Below are 22,505 nucleotides of genomic sequence, written 5' to 3' on the forward strand. Positions count from 1 at the left end.
GGAGATTCTTATGCATATCGGTCGTGTATCTACAGCGATGGTCACGCCATTTTTACCAGATGGCTCTATTCATTTTGAAATGGTCGCAAAACTCATTGAACATTTAATCGCCACAGGAACTGATTCAGTTGTAGTGTGTGGAACGACTGGTGAATCACCGACATTAACGGAACAAGAAAAAGCAGACTTAATTCGTTTTACAGTAGAGTCGGTTAATAATAGAATTCCAGTTTTCGCAGGAACGGGTAGTAATAGTACGAGAGCTTCAGTTGAACTTACAAAAGTGGCTGAAGAAGCTGGAGTAAATGGTATCATGCTGGTTACTCCTTATTACAATAAACCAGATCAACGTGGGATGTATGAACATTTTAAAACGATTGCAGGTTCAACAAACCTACCAGTATTACTTTATAATATACCTGGTCGCTCTGTCGTTAATATGCTTCCAGAAACCGTTTTAGCCTTAAGTAAGATTTCAAACATTCAAGCCATTAAAGAGGCTGGAGGCAACTTAGAGCAAATGTCAGATATCATAGCCGGTTGCCAAGATGACTTTGCCGTATATAGCGGTGATGATGGGTTAACATTGCCTCTACTTTCTATAGGGGGGGCTGGCGTTGTATCTGTCGCTTCACATGTAGTAGGTGCAGACATGCAGAAGTTAATTCGCGCATTTGAAGAAGGAAGACATGCAGATGCAGCGACGATTCATCATGCGATGTTACCCCTCATTCGAGCACTGTTTGAAAAACCAAATCCTGTACCTGTAAAATATGCTTTATTAAAGTCAGGGCTTGATGTTGGTTCTGTCAGATTGCCACTTGTTGATATGACAAATGAAGAAAAGCAACATTTTGACCAAGCTTGGGCGAAATACGAAGAAAAACGTAAATATTTCAAATGAAATGTTAAGGTCAGTTCATAACTGGCCTTTTTTTGTTGTTAGTTTCGAACGCAAGCTCGCACTTAAGCGTTGGACAAATTGACTTGGGTCAAGAAGGCATTCCATGTTACCGTGATTAACCGTAGAAGCATTACGATGTCGCGTCTTAGTCTTCCTGCCTAATTATTTCAGTTCTTCCGGCGCAGACTTCGGTTTAGCGTGTTAACAGTAAAATGAAATCTAAATTAGTCAGCCCACCGCTACCGCGATAGGCTGCATTTTCATTGAGAAGACGACTGGGAATTAGGAGGAAATTGGATAGTTGCGACAATAACGGAAGAAGTTGCGACAATAAGATTAAGAGTTGCGACAATATCACTAGAAGTTGCGACAATATCGATGAAAGTTGCGACAATACCATCAATAGTAATTTGAATCTAAGTGCGGCTTTCGACTTTTATTATTGTACTGTTGTCAGCTGTTCGATATAATGTATTGAAGTGGATAATGATCGGGTTAATTTTTAGGAGGAAAGCACGTGACAAAAACAATAAACGAAACCATTCGAATCATCCCCCTCGGTGGAGTTGGGGAAATCGGAAAAGCAATGTATGTAGTAGAAATTGATGAAGAAATTTTTATAGTAGACAGCGGACTTATGTTTCCTGAAAATGAAATGCTTGGAATTGATATAGTTATTCCAGATGTAACGTACTTAGAGGAAAACAAAGCTCGTATAAAAGGAATATTTTTAACACATGGTCACGAAGATGCAATTGGTTCTATTTCGTATTTGCTTAACAAGATTCAAGCACCAGTTTACGGCTCTCGTTTAACGATTGCTTTAGCTAAAGAGCATCTTAAAGAATTACCAGCTGCACAACCTGTGAAATTCTTTGAAGTAACAAATAAAAGCCGTATGAATTTCAAATCAACACACGTTACATTTTTCCACACAACGCATAGTATTCCGGATTCTTTAGGAATTGTCTTCCATACTTCAGAAGGCGCAATCGTGCATACTGGTGAATTTAAATTCGATCAAGCAGCTAAAGGTAGCTATCGTCCTGATATTGCTAAAATGGCGGGTCTTGGTGAAGAAGGCGTATTTATTTTAATGTCAGATTCAACTGAAGCAGAACGCCCAGGGTACACAACTTCTGAATCAGTCGTTGAAGAACATTTATCTAAAACATTCCACGGAGCTGAAGGTCGTATTCTTGTGTCGTTATATTCTTCAAACTTTATTCGCATTCAACAAGTATTTGACACGGCAATCGAGTCACGTCGTAAAGTGGCTGTCGTTGGTAAAACGTTGGAAACCGTGTTTGAAGTTGGTAAGCGATTAGACTATTTACAAATAGACGAAGAAACGTTAATTTCAATCAAAGATATCGGAAACTATGCAGACAATGAAGTAGTAATCATAGTATCTGGTACTCAAGGAGAGCCTTTAGAAGCTCTTGAGAAAATGGTAAGAAAACATCATAAAGATGTGAAAATCAAAGATTCAGATACAGTGTTATTTACATTTACTCCTTCTCCAGGTATGGAAGTTGCGATGTTCAAAACGATGAATCATTTAGCAAAAGTAGGAGCAAAAGTATTAACTGCTAGTAAAAAAGTGCATGTATCTGGTCATGGTAGTCAAGAAGATTTGAAAATGATGTTGAATCTAATGAAACCTAAATTCTTTATCCCAATTCAAGGGGAATTCCGCATGCTTATGGCTCACTCGAAACTTGCGCAAGCTACTGGTTTAGAGAAAGCGCAAATCTTTATTGCTGATAAAGGCGATATCGTTGAGTATAAAGGCGGGAAAATGCGAATGAGTGGACGCGTTCAAGCGGGTAACGTCTTAATAGACGGTATTGGCGTAGGTGACGTAGGAAACATCGTATTGCGAGATCGTAAACTTCTATCACAAGATGGTATTTTCATTGTGACGATTACATTGAATCGTGCGCAAAAGAAAATTGCTTCAGGACCAGAAATCTTATCTCGTGGGTTCGTTTATGTTCGAGAATCAGAACATTTAATGGATGAATCAGCTGAGATTGTGAGAAAAATTGTTGAAAAATATGTAGCCAAAGAAACATTTGAATGGACAAATATTAAACAAGAAATTCGCGACACTTTAAATTCGTATTTATACCAAAAAACGAAAAGACGTCCAATGATCATCCCGATTATTATGGAATATTAAGGTGATAAAAGCGGAAGGATTTCCTCGCCATTTGTACCGGCAGGAAATCCTTTTTCTTTGATAATGAAAGAAGGTGACAAGTATGACAATTAAAAAGAAAAAAGCGAGCACAACGAGAAAAAAACCACCCGAAACTGTTCATCCACTTATGTTTGAAATTTCTGGCCTTTTATTGATTGGACTCGGTATTATCACTTTTTTTGAACTAGGTTCTGTAGGATTCGGTTTGTCGTCTGTCGCCAGATTTTTCTTCGGGAATTGGCATTTAGCAGTTGCGTTACTATGTATTGTTATTGCACTTATTATGATGATTAAACGCTCGGTACCTGGTTTTAGCAATCGAATTATTGCAGGTTGCTTAAGTATATTAGCCAGTATGACTCTCTTCAGTCATTTGCTTTTATTCGAGCAGTTGTTTCAAGGCGGTGGGCTCGTTAGTGATTCGGTTCTTCAAGAAACGTGGAGAATCCTAATTGAGGGCAATGGGATTGTAAACCGCGATAGCTCATTAGGCGGAGGAATGATGGGTGCCTTTTTATTCGCCACATTCCATGTGTTGTTTGATTCAGGTGGCGCAACGATCGCAGCTTGGATATTATTAATGATTGGCTTTATCCTTCTGTCAGGTAAAGCACTTGTGCCATTTTTGGCAAGTCAGATTCCGCAATGGAAAAATAAATGGATGGCACTGAGAGCACAAAAGAAAAAAAATAAAGCGTCTGCTAAACCTAAAGTACAGACAAGAAGCGATAAACGTAAAAAAACAGCAAGTGTCGATTCATCTGCACAAGATATGGAAGTTGCGACGACTATGCAGGAGCCTGAAATTGAACATGTTTCACCTATTATTTCAGCCTTTACAGAACGTGTTGAAAAAAGAGTAGAAACAAAACCTGAACCACAACCAGAACTTGAGCAAACTGAAGAATTAAGTGAAAAAGCGTTTGATTCTGTATCAGAAGTAGTGTTGGAAAATAAAGATTATCAACTGCCATCTGCTTCTTTATTAAACGCACCACCTCATAGCGATCAAAGCGGTGAGTATTCCTTAATTCAAGCAAATGCAAAAAAACTAGAAAAAACGTTCCAAAGTTTTGGTGTTAAAGCGCGAGTTACACAAGTCCATTTAGGACCTGCCGTAACGAAGTACGAAGTATTGCCAGATACCGGAGTAAAAGTCAGTAAGATAGTCAGTCTTAGTGATGACTTAGCTTTAGCACTTGCAGCTCGCGATATACGGATTGAAGCTCCGATACCAGGGAAATCTGCAATTGGTATTGAAGTACCAAATCAAGAAGTAGCAATTGTAAGTTTACGTGAAGTGTTAGAAGCAAAAGAAAACAATAAACCTGATTCTAAATTAATGATTGGACTGGGCCGTGATATTACGGGGCAAGCGGTTCTGGCTGAATTAAACAAAATGCCACATTTACTTGTTGCTGGGTCAACGGGTAGTGGTAAGAGTGTATGTATTAATGGCATAATCGTCAGTATTATCATGAGAGCGAAACCACACGAAGTCAAAATGATGATGATCGATCCAAAAATGGTCGAACTAAATGTTTACAACGGTATTCCGCATTTGTTAGCGCCAGTCGTAACAGATCCTAGAAAAGCTTCACAAGCACTCAAAAAAGTCGTATCAGAAATGGAACGTCGTTATGATCTGTTTTCACATACTGGTATGCGAAACATCGAAGGCTACAATGAACACATCAGAAAATGGAATGAAGAGAACGAAGAGAAACATCCAAAACTTCCATATATAGTTGTCATTGTAGATGAACTAGCTGACTTAATGATGGTTGCTTCAAACGATGTGGAAGATTCCATTACACGATTAGCTCAGATGGCACGTGCAGCAGGGATTCATTTAATCATTGCTACGCAACGACCAAGTGTGGATGTCATTACTGGAGTAATCAAAGCGAACATTCCATCGAGGATTGCATTTGCGGTGTCTTCTTCAATTGACTCTAGGACCATACTGGATATGGGTGGAGCAGAGAAGTTATTAGGACGAGGGGATATGTTATTTTTAGCAGCAGGTGCATCTAAGCCAGTCCGTGTGCAAGGAGCTTTCTTATCAGACCAAGAAGTAGAAAAAGTAGTTGATTTTGCAATTGCACAACAAAAAGCTCAATACCAAGAAGAAATGATTCCAACAGAAGTTGAAGAAGTATCGAGGGATGAACAAACAGATGATTTATATGATGAAGCTGTTCAACTAGTCACAGATATGCAAACTGCTTCCGTGTCACTTTTACAAAGAAGATTTCGAATTGGATACTCTCGTGCGGCACGTATAATCGATCAAATGGAATTGCGTGGAGTAGTTGGTGGGTATGAAGGAAGTAAACCAAGACAAGTGCTTCAAGCTAAACAAGATGATATAAACTAATGTGGGCAATTATGACAAAAAGATTACAAGAAAATTAAAATTTTTACGTTTCTTTACCTAATTACCCAAAAATCTATTTATTTACACAAATAAAAGTGGTATAGTATGTCTGATTAGTAGGAAAGTTTTACATCAGATGTCTGATCTCTACTGTTGGTGGTGGTTCGTATGACAATAAAAACAGATCATCGTCATTTGTATCTCCAAGTGATCGATCGTCTTAAAGACGATATTGCAAAAGGTGTGTTCAAAGAGAAGGAAAAACTTCCTTCAGAATTTGAACTCGCCAAATCACTTGGAATCAGTCGTGCAACACTTCGTGAAGCACTAAGACTGTTGGAAGAAGAAAATGTTATCGTTAGACGTCATGGTGTAGGGACATTTGTTAATTCAAAACCGGTTTTTACTTCTGGTATTGAACACTTAACAAGTATCTCTTCTATGATACGTAAAGCGGGAATGGAACCGGGGACTATTTATTTAAGTTCTTTGGAAGCGCTTCCGTCTGAAGATGATATGAAACGCTTTCAATGCGAAAAAGACGAATCCGTCATTAAAATTGAACGTGTAAGAACAGCAAATGGTGAACCAGTTGTTTATTGTGTGGACAAAGTTCCCGCAAAGTACTTGCCTTCTGATTTTTTAAATAGGCAAGAAGGTTCGATATTTACAGCAATCGAAGAATCCGGCCAAATCCGTGTGACTCATGCTGTTGCTTTTATCGACCCAACAGGGTATCACGAAGTGGCATCACCGATTTTAGAGTGTGAACCTGAAACGGCGTTACTAGTTCTGAAACAATTACATTATAATGACAACGATCAAGTGGTATTATATTCAAAAAACTATTTTAGAGCTGATAAATTCAGTTTCCATGTAGTACGCAAAAGGGTGTAAAACATCAAACTACATGCTAATATGAAAAAACATTTTTGGGGGGTCTCAACTTGACAAAGCGTAAATTCGGTTTAGCTTTATCGATGGTATTAGCTGCTAGTACAATTTTAGCTGCATGTGGTACTGACAAAGAAGAAACAAAGACAGGTAACGGCGGAGAAACAGAAAAAAATGATTTCTCTGTAGCAATGGTTACTGATATTGGTGGAGTAGACGACAAATCATTCAACCAATCGGCTTGGAAAGGTCTTCAAGATTTTGGCGCTGACAACGGTCTGGAAAAAGGCGACGACGGAATAGACTACTTACAATCAAAATCTGACGCTGACTACAACACAAACTTAAACAAATTAGTCCGTCGTGAATTTGACTTAGTATTTGGTATTGGTTTCTTAATGGAAGCTGCTATTACTGAAATTGCTACTCAACAAAAAGATGCACAACTTGCGATTATTGATGCTGTTGTAGATCAACCAAATGTTGCTTCAGTATTATTTAAAGAGCAAGAAGGCGCTTATCTTGCAGGTGTATCTGCTGCACTAATGACTAAATCGAAAAAAATCGGTTTCGTTGGTGGTATGGAAATCCCTGTAATCGAACGTTTTGAAGCTGGTTTCTTAGAAGGCGTTAAAGCTGTAGATCCTAGCATTAAAGTTGATGTTCAGTACACTGGAGCATTTGACAAAGCTGAGCTTGGTAAAACAACTGCTAACCGTATGTATTCTTCAGGCGTAGATATTATTTTCCACGCTGCTGGTGGTACTGGTAACGGTGTATTCGCTGAAGCAAAAGAATTAAAAACTAAAGATCCTGACGCATATGTTTGGGTAATCGGTGTTGACTCTGACCAATATGAAGAAGGCGCAGTTGGCGATACAAACGTAACTTTAACTTCAATGTTAAAACGCGTTGACGTAGCTGTACAAAACCTTTCTAAATTGGCTATGGACGGCAAATTCCCAGGTGGGGAAACAACTGTATATGGTTTAGCTGAAGAAGGCGTTGCATTAGCGGATTCTCGTGGAGCAATTCCTGAAGATGTATTAGCTCAAATTGATGAATACGCTAAAAAAATCGCTGATGGCGATGTTGTTGTTCCTGAAACTGTCGAGTAATAAATAACTTAAATAAGTCATCATAGAGACTGGGTATCTGGTCTCTATGATGTTTTTCTTGCCCTTTCAAATTAATAGACGAAAGGTTTTATGTATGAAACCTTTCCTGTATTAATTTTTTTCTTTTAAAAACCTAAGGGAGTGAAATATATGGAACACGTTATTGAAATGCTTAATATCCGAAAAGAGTTCGGAAATTTCGTAGCTAATGACAACATTACCCTTCAACTAAAAAAAGGTGAAATTCATGCCCTTCTTGGTGAGAATGGTGCAGGAAAATCAACGTTAATGAACGTTCTATTTGGTCTTTACCAACCAGAAGGTGGAGAAATCCGTGTTCGTGGCCAGGAAGTTAAGATTACGGATCCTAATGTAGCGAATAATCTCGGTATTGGGATGGTTCACCAACATTTTATGTTAGTTGAAGATTTTACTGTTACAGAAAATATTATTCTAGGTAGTGAGCCAACTAAAGGCGGTATGATTTCGGTCAAGAGGGCTGCTAAAAAAGTGCAAGAGCTTTCTGAACTATATAATTTAAATGTAGACCCTTATGCAAAAATTGAAGACATCTCTGTAGGTATGCAACAACGTGTAGAAATATTAAAAACGTTGTATCGTGGCGCGGAAATTTTAATCTTTGATGAGCCTACTGCTTCATTAACTCCTCAAGAAATTACGGAATTAATGCAAATTATGCGCCGTTTAATTGAAGAAGGAAAATCTATCATTCTCATTACACATAAATTAAAAGAAATCATGGACGTATCTGACCGTGTTACTGTCATTCGCAAGGGTGTAGGTATTGGTACGGTTAATACAGCCGAGACAAACCCGAATGACCTAGCAGATCTCATGGTTGGGCGTCATGTTGAGTTCAAAACGATAAAAGGATTGGCACATCCAACGACTGATGTATTGGAAGTAAAAGACTTAGTAGTAGCCGATTATCGTGGAATCGAAAAAGTAAAAGGACTTAACTTACATGTACGTAAAGGTGAAATCGTAGGTATTGCCGGAATTGACGGTAATGGTCAGACAGAATTAATTGAAGCAATCACAGGTTTACGAAAAGCGAAGAGTGGTCAAGTCTTCATGAATGGTCAAGAAATCACAGGAAACACACCACGTAAGGTTACTGAATCCGGTGTTGGACATATTCCTCAAGATCGTCATAAACACGGGCTTATACTAGATTTTCCGCTAGGACATAACATTGCATTGCAAACATATTACACAAGCCCAAATTCAAAAAATGGATTTATGGACTATTCAGCCATTTCAAAAAAAGCCAATGAAATTATTAAGAAATATGATGTTCGAACACAAGGAGATCACGAGCTTGCTAGAGCGTTGTCAGGTGGTAATCAGCAAAAAGCAATTATCGGACGTGAAATCGATCGAGATCCAGATTTACTTATTGCGGCACTTCCTACTCGCGGATTAGACGTAGGGGCAATTGAATTTATTCACCAACGTTTAATTGAACAGCGTGATAAAGGGAAAGCCGTGTTATTAATTTCTTTTGAATTAGACGAAGTAATGAACGTTTCTGACCGTATTGCGGTAATATATGATGGTCAAATCGTGGAAACTTTAGATCCTCTTCAGACGAATGAACAAGAACTTGGTTTGTTAATGGCGGGTCAAACAAAAAATGACACGCAGTCGAATCAAGTGAAAGAGGAGGACAGTTCACATGTCTAAGCGTTTTAGTAATATTCTTATTCCGGGTATCTCCGTTATTTTAGGATTACTGGTAGGAGCCATTGTTATGATTGTCAGTGGCTATGATCCAGTTGAAGGATATATTGCTTTGTGGAACGGAATTTTTGGTGATGCCTATACGATTGGTGAAACAATACGTCAAATTACACCATACATATTAGCGGGATTAGCGGTAGCATTTGCTTTCCGCTCTGGACTTTTTAACATTGGTGTTGAAGGGCAGTTAATAGTAGGTTGGTTTGCAGCAGCTTATGTGGGAATTACGTTTGATGACTTACCTAAAATGATTCACTTACCACTGGCAATCATTGCAGCAGCATTAGCAGGTGCTTTATGGGGCTTCATTCCTGGACTTCTAAAAGCTAAGTTCAAAGTCCATGAAGTAATTGTAACGATTATGATGAACTACATTGCGCTTCACACTTCAAATGCATTAATCAGAGCAGTTTCTGATGGTGGGGATAATACAGGTGCTATTCAGCCAACTGCTTCACTTCGCTCGGCTTTTTTAGAGAATATGACAGATTATTCTCGTTTACACTACGGAATCTTAATCGCACTTGCGATGGTTCTCGTGATGTGGTTGATCTTAGAAAAAACAACTCGTGGATTTGAACTGAAAGCAGTAGGATTAAACCAACATGCTTCAGAATACTCGGGGATGAATGTAAATAAAAATATTATTCTAGCGATGGTTATTTCAGGTGCATTTGCTGGTTTAGCTGGAGCAATGGAAGCTCTTGGTACGTTTGGATTTGCTTCAGTTAAAGGTGGATTTACAGGAATTGGATTCGATGGTATTGCTGTAGCCCTCCTTGGTGCAAACACACCACTTGGCGTCATATTTGGAGCAACATTATTTGGCTCACTAAAATATGGGGCGACAAATATGCCGAACGAAGCAGGCATTCCAGAGGAAATAGTATCTATTATCATAGCAATTATTATTTTCTTTGTAGCATCTGGTTATGTTATACGGTTATTGCTAGAGCGCTTCAGCAAGAAAAAGGAGGCGAAGTAACATGACTTTCATAGAGGTTCTATATTTCATTGTTCCTGTTGCAATTGCCTATGCAGCTCCGTTAATTTTAACTGCTATTGGTGGTGTATTTTCTGAGCGTTCTGGTGTAGTAAATATCGGATTGGAAGGGCTCATGGTAATCGGAGCTTTCATTGGAGTTATTTTCAATTTAACTTTCGTGGATACTTTTGGAAGTAGCACACCTTACGTCGCTCTTCTTGCAGCGATGGTCGTAGCTTCACTATTTTCATTATTCCATGCAGTAGCTTCCGTGTCATTTCGAGCAGATCAAGTCGTTTCAGGTGTAGCTATCAACTTATTAGCCGTAGCTATTTGTTTATTTTTGGTTAAAAAGATTTATGGAAAAGGACAAACTGATTTCGTTCAAGAGACATTTTTACGTAACGATATTTGGCTTTTAGAAAAAATTCCATTCTTAGGACCCATGTTTTTCCAAGATGTGTATTGGACTTCTGTTATAGCAATAGGTGTTGCTATTCTTGCTTGGGTAGTGTTGTATTACACGCCATTTGGACTTCGTTTACGAGCAGTGGGTGAACATCCAATGGCTGCAGATACGATGGGGATAAATGTAACACGTATGCGCTATATTGCCGTAATGATTTCAGGTGGTTTAGCTGGTATTGGTGGAGCAATTTATGCGCAATCAATTTCACAGGATTTTGGTCATGCAACCATTAATGGTCAAGGATTTATGGCTCTAGCTGCAATGATTTTTGGTAAATGGCATCCGCTTGGCGCATTGGGAGCAGCCGTATTCTTTGGCTTCGCTCAAGCATTAAGTATTGTCGGTGGTTCATTGCCGGTAATTAGTGAAATTCCAAGTGTCTTCTTGTTAATTTTACCTTATGTCTTAACCATTCTGGCTTTAGCTGGTTTCATTGGTAAGGCAAGTGCACCAAAAGCTTTAGGAACCCCTTATATTAAAGGAAATCGATAAGAATGAACGTAAAGGACTAAGCATTTTGCTTAGTCCTTTTTTTGAAAATAAGAAAGTATATAAATTTAGTTCCATAAATCCAGTGTTTCAGGTACAAAAAGATTGATTTATTAATATTGTTGATTTTCGTTTCAAGCGGGCGCTTTCCGCGGGGCGGGAGGTGAGCCTCCTCGGTCGCTTTGCGATCTGCGGGGTCTCACCTGTCCCGCTGATCCCACTGGAAAGATATTGGACGAACTGTAATTCGTCCAATATCTTTGCAACGAGTAACCGCAGGAGCAGATGTTTTCAACGCCGTCTTCCACTACAATCCATGAAGTGAGTTGGAACCAACAAGAAAATCTATCAATTGCTTATTGAGAAGAAACGAATAAATGATTTTAAGTTCTCTAGAGATAGAACCAACCTATAATCGTAGTTGCCTATCTATATTTATTGATTGAAGCGCAGGTGGCGACTTCTGCGGGAATAGCAGATGTCTTTTGCACCGAAAGCGAAGCGGCAGGTGCATGAGCTGAAGACCCCGCAGGAAAGATGCTGGCCAAGAGCCAGTATCTTTGCGACGAGTAACCGCAGGAGCAATCTTCTTTGCGACGAGTAACCGCAGGAGCACATGTTTTCGAAGTGACGAGGAGACTGAAGCCATGCCCGCGAAAAGCGTCCACCGTAGCGGAAATCAACAGGCTACTATGGTTACTCTTCTTAAAAGGACCGGGCGCACTTTGCCCGGTTTTTTTTGCACACTATTTGCAATCATTTAACAGCTCCATGTATAGTGAAAGAAATGGTATGGCATATTATAGAGATAGGGGGAATTTTAATGTTTCAATCCATCGAGTTACAACAAGGAATTCATCTACATATTCGACCAACGGATCAATTTAAAACTGTCAATTTCTCATTCAAATTCAAACATGAATTAACAAATCAATCTGCTTCGGAACGCTCGGTCCTTGCTAATGTGTTAGTACATAGTAATGAGCTTTTCCCATCTAATCCTGCCTTTCGCAGTCATTTAGATGAACTGTATGGCACAATCCTATATTTGGATTCAAGCAAAAAGGGTAGTTATCATAACATTACGTTACTAGCTGAGACAGTTAATGATCAGTATTTATCAACAGATGGGGTGCTCGACCAAGTGTTGAATTTATTACAAACTGTGTTGTTCCGCCCAAATTTAGAACAAGGAGCATTTAAAGAATCGATTGTAAATCGTGAAAAAGAATCGGTAATTCAACGTATCGAGTCACTTTATGATGACAAAACACGCTATGCTCAACAGCGCTTAATGGAGCTACTACGTCCAAATCACCCTGCATCTATTGGGGCAAACGGAACTATTGAGAATGTCACTGCCATTACAAACGAGTCATTATTTGATGCATATAAGACAATGCTTGAACAAGATGAGTTAGATATATATGTCGTTGGCGATGTCGATGTTGAAGAGATGACATCTAAACTAAAAGCAGCATTTCCATTTACTGCACGTCAAGTAAAACCAAAAGATCTTCATAAAGATGTGGAACATCCGGTAATCACTAAAAATGTGGTCAATGAATACCAAGAAATGAAACAAGGGAAACTTCATATTGGATATGAAACAAACGTGACATTTACCCATCCTGATTTCCCGAAAATGCAAATAACGAATGGTATATTCGGCGGTTATCCGCATGCGAAGTTATTTTTAAATGTTCGTGAAAAAGAAAGTATGGCTTATTATGTGTCAAGTTCATTCTCTTCAGCCTATGGACTATTATTTGTTTTAGCTGGAATTGATGCCAGTAAACAAGATAAAGCGATAGGATTGATTGATGCGCAATTAGACGCTATGAAAAATGGTGATATTTCACAAAATGAAATTGATCAAACCGTGGCCATGCTGAAAAATCAGTTGAAAGAAGCGCTTGATTCGGCAAGAGGACAAATCGAGATTTTTGATCAATACAAAGATTTGGACGAAAAATTCACAGTGGATACTTGGGTAGCCAAGTGGGCGACCGTTACAAAAGAAGATGTTCAAGAAATGGCGAAGTCAATCAACAAACAACTCGTTTATTTCTTGTCTGGTAAGGAGGAGATGACTCATGAAGGAGCTTCACTTTAAACAATTGGACGAAAAATTGTTTCATGAAAAAATGGACAATGGTTTAGATGTTTACATTCTACCGAAAAAAGGATTTTCTAAAACATTTGTTACGTTTACAACCAAATATGGTTCAATTGACAACACTTTTGTTCCTCTTGGAGGGTCTGAAGAAGTTACAGTACCAGACGGAATTGCTCACTTTTTAGAACATAAAATGTTTGAAAAGGAAGATGGAGACGTTTTTCAAAAGTTTAGCGGTTACGGTGCATCAGCTAATGCCTTCACTTCGTTTACACGAACAGCTTATTTATTTTCTGCGACGGACCATCTGTATGAGAATACAGAAACATTATTAAATTTTGTGCAAGAACCATATTTCACGCAAGCGACGGTCGAAAAAGAAAAAGGCATCATTGGTCAAGAAATCACAATGTATGATGATCAACCTGACTGGCGTTTATATTTTGGAACCATTGAAAATATGTATAAAGACCATCCTGTAAAGATTGATATTGCAGGTACAATCGAATCGATCGATGCCATTACAGCAGAACATTTGTATACATGTTATGAAACATTCTACCATCCATCTAATATGCTTCTGTTTGTGGTTGGTGCGGTTAATCCGGAAGAGATGATGACTTATATACGAGACAATCAAAACAAGAAAGAATTTAAAGAACCACAACCCATTAAACGTTCATTCCCAAATGAACCGTTGGAAGTCGCAAAACAACAAAACAAATTGTACATGGATGTTCAAAAACCAAAAGTATACGTTGGTTTGAAAGCAAAAGAAACATCTATTCAAGGCGATGCTATGATGAAGCATGAAATGGGAATTCAATTAGCATTAGAATTAATCTTTGGACGATCTTCAGATTTCTATGTGCAAGCCTATGAAAAGGGCTGGATAGATGAATCATACGCTTTTGATTTTACACTCGAAAAAGGGTATGGATTTGCCATCATTGGTTCAGATACATCTAAACCAAAAGAATTAATAGAAGCAATTAAAAAAGAATTGAAAAAAGTGGAAGAAAAATGGCCATTTGGACAATCAGATTTAGATCGTGTGCGTAAGAAAAAAATAGGCTATTTCCTTCGCGCCTTGAATTCAGTTGAATTTATTGCAAATCAATTTACACGCTATGCCTTTAATGAAATGGACCTATTTGAAGCGGTGCCTGTTTTAGAGCAAATGACTGTTGCAGATTTGCAAGAAGCTTTTGTTTCTATACAAGGTGAAGAACAGCAGACGGTCTTTTCTGTTCTACCTAAGAAAGAGCAAGAAACATCATGAAGAAATTCGCCTGCATTTTTGGGGCATCTGGTGAAATAGGGCAAGCGATAGCTCTTGAAATGTCTAAACAAGGTTGGAATTTGTACTTACATTTCCATGAAAATGAACAAGCGATGGAAAACTTAAGGACACAACTTCAAGAACTTGATCCAAGCCAAGAACATCATATAATTCAAGCAGACCTTGGAAATTTAGATTCAGTAAATAATATTTTTGCGCAGCTTTTTGAAGTTCAAGCGATTGTATTTGCATCCGGGCAAGCTCTTTATGAATTGCTTGAAGATACTTCCTCACAAGACATGGAACAAATATGGAGAACTCATGTCCAATCACCCATGTCAATAATAGGTCAATTAGCACCCAAATTAAGAAGGTTTAATACATCCTATATCGTCTTTATTGGATCGATATGGGGTGAAACGGGTGCGGCGGGGGAAACAGTCTATTCGGCTGTAAAAGGTGCCCAACATGCCTTTGTAAAAGCATATGCAAAAGAATCCGGTCCTTCAGGAGTTCGAGTGAATGCAATTGCTCCAGGTTTTATTGACACTAAAATGAATAGAGCCTTAAATGAAGAAGAAAGACAATTCATTGAAAATGATATCCCTCTTAACTACATTGGAAAACCGCAAGACGTGGCAAACCTTGTGTCGTTTTTGATCAATGGAAATGGAGATTATATTACAGGTCAAGTATTACGTGTTAATGGTGGATGGTACATATAAATTCTCGTTTTTGCACATACTGATTGTGAAAAGGAGGAATAAACATGGCCTTACTTGAAAATTGGCAAAAATGGACGAACTTTTTAGGTACCAATGTAATGAACGCCGAAGCAACTGGAATGTCGAAAAAAGCTATCCAGTCAACAGCTTATGAAATCGGTGATTATTTGGCTAAAAATGTGGATCCAAAAAATGAACAAGAGCGTGTTTTGTCTGATTTATGGTCAGTTGCGTCAGAAGATGAACAACATGCGCTTGCGAACATGGTCGTAAAATTAGTTCAACAGAAAAAAGTGCACTAAAAGAAAAGAAGGACATTGTTCCTTCTTTTCTTTTTTCCTTTTCTTACGTACATAAATCAGATATGATAGAACCTAGAGCATTTGAAAACGTCACCTATTAGGAATGTCGATTTGAAAGTCTTTTCAAATTAAAGGGATGCTCTGTAAAAAGATAGGCAGAAAGGTCGTTACAATATGCGCGAATGGTATTTTGAATACGAAATACAAAAAAACCGACCAGGATTACTCGGAGATATTGCCTCATTACTCGGAATGCTTCGTGTGAACATCGTTACGATAAACGGTGTGGACCAAGGAAGACGGGGGATGTTACTTCGTGCAGAAAATGATGAGCAAATTGAACGTTTTGAACTAATTGTTTCTACGATGGATACTATTCGTGTAACTAAATTCCGCGAACCCAAGTTACGTGATATTTTAGCAGTTAGACACGGACGATACATACAAAGAGATGTCGATGATCGCAAAACATTCCGTTTTGTTCGGGATGAACTAGGTTTACTCGTTGACTTTATGGCAGAATTGTTTAAACAAGAAGGGCACAAGTTAATAGGGATTCGTGGGATGCCTCGTGTAGGAAAAACAGAATCAGTTGTTGCAGCTAGTGTCAGTGCGAATAAAAAATGGGTATTTTTATCTTCGACTATGATTAAACAAACCGTCAGAAGCCGTTTAGCAGGTGATGAGTTTAGCGATAATAATATTTTTATTTTAGATGGAATTGTGACAAAACAATCAGCAGATGAACGACATTTACAATTAGTACGTGAAATGATGCGTCTTCCTTCAATTAAAGTAGTAGAACATCCTGACATGTTTATTCAACAGTCGGATTACACAATTGAAGATTTTGACTACATTATTGAATTGAGACATGATCCAGATGAAGTTATAACGTATGAAATGATGGAAAAAAACCTGATGATGTCTGAAAGAGGTAATTCAGAAGGCTTCGGTGGTTTTAATTTTTAACAGGCAGGTGTTTTAATTGACTGAATTAGGAACTCGCCTTAAAGAGGCGAGGACGGTAAAAGGATATAGTTTAGACGACTTACAAGAAATGACGAAAATTCAAAAACGTTATTTGGCTGGTATCGAAGAGGGTAATTACAGTATGATGCCCGGACCTTTTTATGTTCGTGCATTTATTAAGCAATACGCAGATGCAGTTGGTTTAAATTCAGATGAATTGCTAGAGTCATATAAACAAGAAGTGCCTTCTTCCACGACTGAAGAAGTTCGTCAAACGATGACTTCTGCACCTTCTAGACGCAAACCCATATCCAAATCTTCAAACAACATAAGTGATATTTTTCCGATGATTGTTGTGGCGTTATTCATCATTATTGGTATCGTGATTTTTTGGTACTTTTATCAAAATTTAGCGGCCAAAGATGATCCTGCTGCAACAGAAACCGAACAACCACTGTCACTTGAAGAACCAGAAACAAAAGATGAGACTTCTGCTGTGGATTCTGAAACTCAAGAACCAGTAGAAGAAGAACCTGTTGAGGAAGAACCCGTTGAAGAAGTAGAACCAAAGCAAACGATTGCAATGGGTACAATTGAGGGTGAAACAACGAATTATACACTTTCAGGATCGGATACTTTTTCAATTAAAATTGTCGCACGTGGCAGAGCTTGGGTTGGTGTTCAAAATCAATCTGGAGTAGAAATGCTGGGCCGTGAATTAGCTGAAGGTGAAACGGTAACACTAGATCTGAGTGACAATGAAACTGCTCGTGTTCGGGTAGGTGCGTCACCTCAAATTGATGTGTTTGTGAATGATGAAAAAGTAGAGTATGGAACTCCAACTACTGACAGAGTTACTCAAAATATGAAGTTTCAATTTTCTAAACCGCAATAGTCATCTCTAACAAGATGGCTATTTTCTTTGAATCGAAAGGAGCAAAAGCAATGAATATACCTAATCAAATTACAGTATCACGAATAATTATGATTCCAATTTTTGTCGTCTTTATGCTAGTTGATTTTGGCTGGGGAGATGTTACGTTTTTAGGAGCTACTATACCAGTTGGACATTTGTTGGGTGCGATTATCTTCATTCTCGCAGCAGTGACTGACTTTATTGATGGCTATTACGCACGTAAACATAACCTTGTTACTAATATGGGTAAATTTTTAGATCCACTTGCTGATAAATTATTAGTTTCAGCTGCACTTATTATTTTAGTTGAGCTAGGTTTTGCGCCTGCTTGGATAGTTATTTTAATTATTAGTCGTGAATTTGCGGTGACTGGACTTCGATTGATATTAGCAGACGAAGGAGAAGTTGTTGCAGCGAAGCAATTAGGGAAAATTAAAATGTGGACGCAAATTGTCGCAGTTTCTGCTTTGCTCCTACACAATGTCTTTTTCGAAATGTTCTCTATTCCTTTCGCATCAATCATGTTGTATGTATCACTGTTCTTTACCATCTGGTCTGGTTGGGATTATTTTTATGCGAACCGACGTATTTTACTTGATTCAAAATAGGGGTGTGATTGTACATGAATGCTGAAATTATTGCTGTAGGATCCGAACTATTACTTGGCCAAATAACCAATACGAATGCTCGTTACATTTCAAGTCAATTAGCTGAACTTGGTGTCAATGTGTATTACCACACTGTAGTAGGCGATAATGCTGAGCGCTTAAAGCAAGCGATTGAGCTTGCTGAGTCGCGTGCAGACTTAATCATTTTCTCGGGTGGACTTGGACCAACAAAAGATGATTTGACTAAAGAAACCATTGCAAAGCATCTAGGAACCGAGCTCATTATGGATCAAACCGCCATGCTATCCATTGAAGCATTTTTTCAACGGATCAACCGTCCGATGACTGAGAACAATAAAAAACAAGCACTCGTTTTAGATGGTTGTAAAGTATTAGCGAATCATAACGGGATGGCACCAGGAATGTACTATTCACATGATCAACATATTTATATACTGCTACCCGGTCCACCGAAAGAAATGGAACCGATGTTTCAATTCGAAGCAAAACCATTATTAGCTAGTACGTTAAATCATGGAGAGGTTATCATATCTCAAGTATTGCGTTTCTATGGAATTGGTGAAGCAGAACTAGAGACACAAATCATGGATTTATTAGAAACTCAAACAAATCCTACGATTGCACCTCTTGCTTCTGATGGCGAAGTCACTTTACGTGTGACAGCTAAAACGTCAAGCGAAGAAGAAGCTTGGCGATTAATTCATGAAACCGAACAACTTTTGCTTTCTCGTGTAGGTGACTACTTATATGGCTACAATGATGATTCTCTAGCATCAAGTACAGCGAAACTATTAATAGAGCAAGGGTTGACTATATCTGTCGCAGAAAGTTTAACTGCTGGATTGTTTCAATCTGAATTAGCTGCCATTCCAGGAGTTAGTCAGACATTAGTAGGTGGTGTTGTTACATATACTGCTGATTCAAAAATGAACCAACTCGGTGTTTCAAAAGAAATTATCGAGCAATATGGTGTTGTTAGTGAAGAATGTGCAACAGCCATGGCAACTAGAGTGAAAACAATGTTCAAAACGGATATTGGGGTAGCCTTAACCGGTGTAGCAGGTCCAGATGAACATGATCATAAACCAGCTGGAACTGTCTGGATTGCGATTATTCTTCCGAACGATGAAGTTGTGACACATGAATTGCATTTAAGCGATATGCGAAATACCAATCGGTTACGTGCCGTAAAACGCACCCTGCATTATTTAATTCAACTTCTTTCACGCCAAAAGAGTCTGTAAAGTCGATAAAAAAGATGATTTCAACAATTAATTTACTAAGCAAAATTAAATTTTGAAGGCTAAAAAGGGCTGAAAATTGAAATTTGGACCATTTATGTGGTCCAAATTTTTATTTTGCCCCAAAAATAAAGCGAATGAACGTTCGCTTTTTTCTTGTATATTTCTCATAGACCAAGTATAGTAGAGACAGAAGTTAAATTTGTGTTTGAAATTAGAGGAGGAACCATTCTTGAGCGATCGTAAAGCAGCGTTAGACATGGCGTTAAAACAAATTGAAAAACAATTTGGTAAAGGTTCAATTATGAAACTAGGCGAAAAAACTGACCGTGAAATCTTAACAACGTCTAGTGGTTCACTTGCACTTGATGTAGCACTTGGTGTAGGCGGATATCCACGAGGCCGTATTATTGAAATTTATGGACCAGAAAGTTCTGGTAAAACTACTGTTTCTCTTCATGCGATTGCAGAAGCACAAGCAGCAGGCGGTCAAGCAGCATTTATTGATGTTGAGCATGCACTTGATCCTGTTTACGCTCAAAATCTTGGCGTTAATATTGATGAGTTATTATTATCGCAACCAGATACAGGTGAGCAAGCATTAGAAATTGTAGAAGCACTTGTACGTAGTGGTGCAGTTGATATTATTGTTATTGACTCCGTAGCAGCTCTTGTACCAAAAGCGGAAATTGAAGGAGAAATGGGCGATTCCCATATCGGTCTTCAAGCTCGATTAATGTCTCAAGCATTGCGTAAATTATCAGGCGCAATTAGCAAATCGAAGACAACTGCTATTTTCATTAACCAAATTCGTGAAAAAGTGGGCGTTATGTTCGGTAACCCTGAAGTAACACCAGGTGGACGTGCTTTGAAATTCTATAGTTCAGTTCGTTTAGAAGTTCGTCGTGCAGAAACGATTAAATCTGGAAATGATTTCATGGGTAATAAAACGAAAATTAAAGTTGTGAAAAACAAAGTAGCTCCACCATTCCGTACAGCAGAAGTTGATATTATGTATGGATCAGGTATTTCACGTGAAGGTGAAATTGTTGATTTAGGTGTAGAAATGGATATTGTCAATAAAAGTGGTTCTTGGTATGCATATAACGATGAGCGTCTTGGTCAAGGCCGTGAAAATGCGAAACAATTCCTTAAAGATAACCATGCGACTCGCAACGAAATCGCTCAAAAGATTAGAGCTGCGTACGGTATGATGGCAACAGCTTATACTATTGCTGCTCATGAAGAAGAAGAAGAAGAAGAGTTTGAATTATTACTAGACAAAAAATAAGTTTTAAGTAATAGCCTGCCGAACCTTTCGGCAGGCTATTTTCCTTTAGTAACACTCGTGTTTCCTTGACAGAGTATTTTTACATCTATACAATTAAACTTGTATAATCTATTAAATGAAAACCATTTGGCAGTATATTGGATTTCTCAATATATGAGCCACCTGAAAATGAAAATGAAAATGAAATAAGCAAGAGGAGGTGTTCAAATGTTTGAATTTATCTCCGCTATGCTTGGTCTTATCGTCGGTGCAGTTGTTAGCTATTTTTTAATTAAAAATGTGAATGATTCAAAAGTGACTGGTGCGAAGCAGTCAGCTGTTCTCATCGTAGATGAGGCGAAGCGAGAAGCGGAAGCTCTTAAAAAAGAAGCATTACTAGAAGCAAAAGATGAAACTCACAAATTAAGATCTGAAGCAGAATCTGACATCCGTGAACGCCGAGCTGAACTGCAAAAACAGGAAAATCGGTACTTGCAAAGAGAAGAAAACCTTGATCGTAAGGACGAAGCTCTAAACAAAAGAGAAGCGGGTTTTGAGCGTAAAGAAGACGCTCTGAGTGAGAGACAACAGCATATCGAGCAGATGGAAAGCAAAGTGGCTGAATTAGTTGCCAAACAACAAACAGAGCTCGAACGCATTTCTGCATTAACACGTGAAGAAGCGAGAGGCGTTATTCTACATCAAGTAGAAAATGAATTAGCAACTGACATCGCAGTTATGACGAAAGAATCTGAAACGCGTGCGAAAGAAGAGTCTGATAAAAAGGCTCGAGAAATCCTTTCATTAGCTATACAACGTTTCGCTGCAGATCATGTAGCAGAAACAACAGTATCAGTTGTCAATTTGCCTAATGATGAAATGAAAGGTCGCATCATTGGACGTGAAGGACGTAATATCCGTACGCTCGAAACATTGACAGGAATTGATTTAATTATCGATGATACTCCTGAAGCGGTTATTCTTTCAGGCTTTGATCCAATCCGTCGTGAAGTTGCTCGTTTAGCACTAGAAAAATTAGTTCAAGACGGCCGTATTCACCCAGCACGTATTGAAGAAATGGTTGAAAAGTCTAGACGCGAAGTCGATGAACAAATTCGTGAAATCGGAGAACAAACAACATTTGATGTTGGCGTTCATAATTTACATCCAGACTTAATTAAGATCATGGGTCGTATGCGTTACCGCACGAGTTATGGACAAAACGTCTTGAAACACTCAAAAGAAGTAGCATTTTTAGCTGGCCTACTGGCAGCTGAACTTGGTGAAGATGTAACACTTGCTCGTCGTGCAGGATTACTACATGATATCGGGAAAGCCATCGACCACGAAGTGGAAGGTAGCCACGTTGAAATTGGTGTAGAACTGGCAACGAAATACAAGGAACATCCAGTAGTTATCAACAGTATTGCTTCCCATCATGGTGATACGGAAGCAACGTCTGTCATTGCGGTTCTAGTTGCTGCAGCAGATGCATTATCAGCAGCACGTCCGGGTGCACGTAGTGAAACTTTAGAAAATTACATTCGCCGTTTAGAGAAACTGGAAGAGATTTCAGAGTCGTATGATGGTGTTGAAAAATCATTTGCCATTCAAGCAGGTCGTGAAATTCGCATCATGGTTCGTCCAGAGCAAATCGATGATATTACAGCACATCGTTTAGCGCGGGACATCCGTAAACGAATTGAAGAGGAAATGGATTATCCGGGACATATTAAAGTAACGGTAATTCGTGAAACACGCGCAGTTGAATACGCTAAATAAGTAAAAAAGGGCTTCATTTTGAAGCCTTTTTTTATTTGAAACGAAAGAAGGAATGCAA

18 protein-coding genes are annotated in these 22,505 nt (G+C 38.5%); all 18 read left to right on the top strand.

The genetic code is table 11. From position 1 onward, the window contains the following. Window positions 1-10 precede the first annotated feature (10 nt). Window positions 11-904, top strand: coding sequence for a 4-hydroxy-tetrahydrodipicolinate synthase (gene dapA / locus ACFPYN_RS02650; RefSeq protein ID WP_377732363.1), 894 nt, complete (start codon window positions 11-13; stop codon window positions 902-904). Between the two features lie 517 nt (window positions 905-1,421). Further along, a complete protein-coding gene (locus tag ACFPYN_RS02655; RefSeq protein WP_377732364.1) occupies window positions 1,422-3,089 on the top strand; it encodes a ribonuclease J in 1,668 nt (555 codons plus the stop codon). Between the two features lie 82 nt (window positions 3,090-3,171). Continuing rightward, window positions 3,172-5,490 carry an FtsK/SpoIIIE family DNA translocase gene (locus tag ACFPYN_RS02660; protein ID WP_377732365.1) on the top strand — a complete coding sequence of 773 codons (2,319 nt, stop codon included), beginning with the start codon at window positions 3,172-3,174 and terminating at the stop codon, window positions 5,488-5,490. A gap of 168 nt (window positions 5,491-5,658) precedes the next feature. Then, window positions 5,659-6,387, top strand: coding sequence for a GntR family transcriptional regulator (locus tag ACFPYN_RS02665; RefSeq protein ID WP_377732366.1), 729 nt, complete (start codon window positions 5,659-5,661; stop codon window positions 6,385-6,387). A 50-nt stretch (window positions 6,388-6,437) separates the two neighbouring features. After that, on the top strand, window positions 6,438-7,502 hold the full coding sequence (locus ACFPYN_RS02670; protein ID WP_377732367.1) for a BMP family lipoprotein: 1,065 nt from the start codon (window positions 6,438-6,440) through the stop codon (window positions 7,500-7,502). Between the two features lie 150 nt (window positions 7,503-7,652). Continuing rightward, window positions 7,653-9,209 carry an ABC transporter ATP-binding protein gene (locus ACFPYN_RS02675; RefSeq protein ID WP_377732368.1) on the top strand — a complete coding sequence of 519 codons (1,557 nt, stop codon included), beginning with the start codon at window positions 7,653-7,655 and terminating at the stop codon, window positions 9,207-9,209. Further along, on the top strand, window positions 9,202-10,251 hold the full coding sequence (locus ACFPYN_RS02680; protein ID WP_377732370.1) for an ABC transporter permease: 1,050 nt from the start codon (window positions 9,202-9,204) through the stop codon (window positions 10,249-10,251). Before ACFPYN_RS02675 ends, ACFPYN_RS02680 begins: the two co-directional genes overlap by 8 nt. Window position 10,252: 1 nt before the next feature. After that, on the top strand, window positions 10,253-11,212 hold the full coding sequence (locus ACFPYN_RS02685; RefSeq protein ID WP_377732371.1) for an ABC transporter permease: 960 nt from the start codon (window positions 10,253-10,255) through the stop codon (window positions 11,210-11,212). An 820-nt stretch (window positions 11,213-12,032) separates the two neighbouring features. Further along, window positions 12,033-13,325, top strand: coding sequence for an EF-P 5-aminopentanol modification-associated protein YfmF (gene yfmF, locus ACFPYN_RS02690; RefSeq protein WP_377732372.1), 1,293 nt, complete (start codon window positions 12,033-12,035; stop codon window positions 13,323-13,325). Continuing rightward, a complete protein-coding gene (yfmH, locus tag ACFPYN_RS02695; RefSeq protein WP_377732373.1) occupies window positions 13,306-14,610 on the top strand; it encodes an EF-P 5-aminopentanol modification-associated protein YfmH in 1,305 nt (434 codons plus the stop codon). Before yfmF ends, yfmH begins: the two co-directional genes overlap by 20 nt. After that, the gene (gene ymfI, locus ACFPYN_RS02700; RefSeq protein ID WP_377732374.1) at window positions 14,607-15,335 is read left to right on the top strand and encodes an elongation factor P 5-aminopentanone reductase; all 729 of its coding nucleotides are present in this window, start codon (window positions 14,607-14,609) and stop codon (window positions 15,333-15,335) included. The genes yfmH and ymfI overlap by 4 nt, the downstream gene beginning before the upstream one ends. A 44-nt stretch (window positions 15,336-15,379) precedes the next feature. Beyond that, entirely contained in the window at window positions 15,380-15,637 is a 258-nt protein-coding gene (locus ACFPYN_RS02705; protein ID WP_377732375.1) for a DUF3243 domain-containing protein, read from the top strand. Between the two features lie 174 nt (window positions 15,638-15,811). Next, window positions 15,812-16,609 carry a DUF3388 domain-containing protein gene (locus tag ACFPYN_RS02710; RefSeq protein ID WP_377732376.1) on the top strand — a complete coding sequence of 266 codons (798 nt, stop codon included), beginning with the start codon at window positions 15,812-15,814 and terminating at the stop codon, window positions 16,607-16,609. Between the two features lie 16 nt (window positions 16,610-16,625). Further along, window positions 16,626-17,504, top strand: coding sequence for a helix-turn-helix domain-containing protein (locus ACFPYN_RS02715; RefSeq protein WP_377732377.1), 879 nt, complete (start codon window positions 16,626-16,628; stop codon window positions 17,502-17,504). 50 nt (window positions 17,505-17,554) lie between these two features. After that, window positions 17,555-18,133 (top strand): CDP-diacylglycerol--glycerol-3-phosphate 3-phosphatidyltransferase, encoded by a 579-nt coding sequence (pgsA, locus tag ACFPYN_RS02720; RefSeq protein WP_377732378.1) that lies wholly within the window; start codon window positions 17,555-17,557, stop codon window positions 18,131-18,133. Between the two features lie 14 nt (window positions 18,134-18,147). Continuing rightward, window positions 18,148-19,398, top strand: a complete 1,251-nt coding sequence (locus ACFPYN_RS02725) for a competence/damage-inducible protein A (RefSeq protein ID WP_377732379.1) — start codon at window positions 18,148-18,150, stop codon at window positions 19,396-19,398. A gap of 229 nt (window positions 19,399-19,627) precedes the next feature. After that, window positions 19,628-20,686: a recombinase RecA gene (gene recA / locus ACFPYN_RS02730; protein ID WP_377732380.1), complete on the top strand. Its 1,059-nt coding sequence runs from the start codon at window positions 19,628-19,630 to the stop codon at window positions 20,684-20,686. 207 nt (window positions 20,687-20,893) lie between these two features. Next, complete coding sequence (gene rny, locus ACFPYN_RS02735) at window positions 20,894-22,447, top strand: ribonuclease Y (RefSeq protein WP_377732381.1); 1,554 nt, start codon at window positions 20,894-20,896, stop codon at window positions 22,445-22,447. Window positions 22,448-22,505: the final 58 nt, after the last annotated feature.

The sequence above is a fragment of the Paenisporosarcina macmurdoensis genome (assembly GCF_042658845.1).
In the GTDB taxonomy this organism is placed as follows: domain Bacteria; phylum Bacillota; class Bacilli; order Bacillales_A; family Planococcaceae; genus Paenisporosarcina; species Paenisporosarcina macmurdoensis.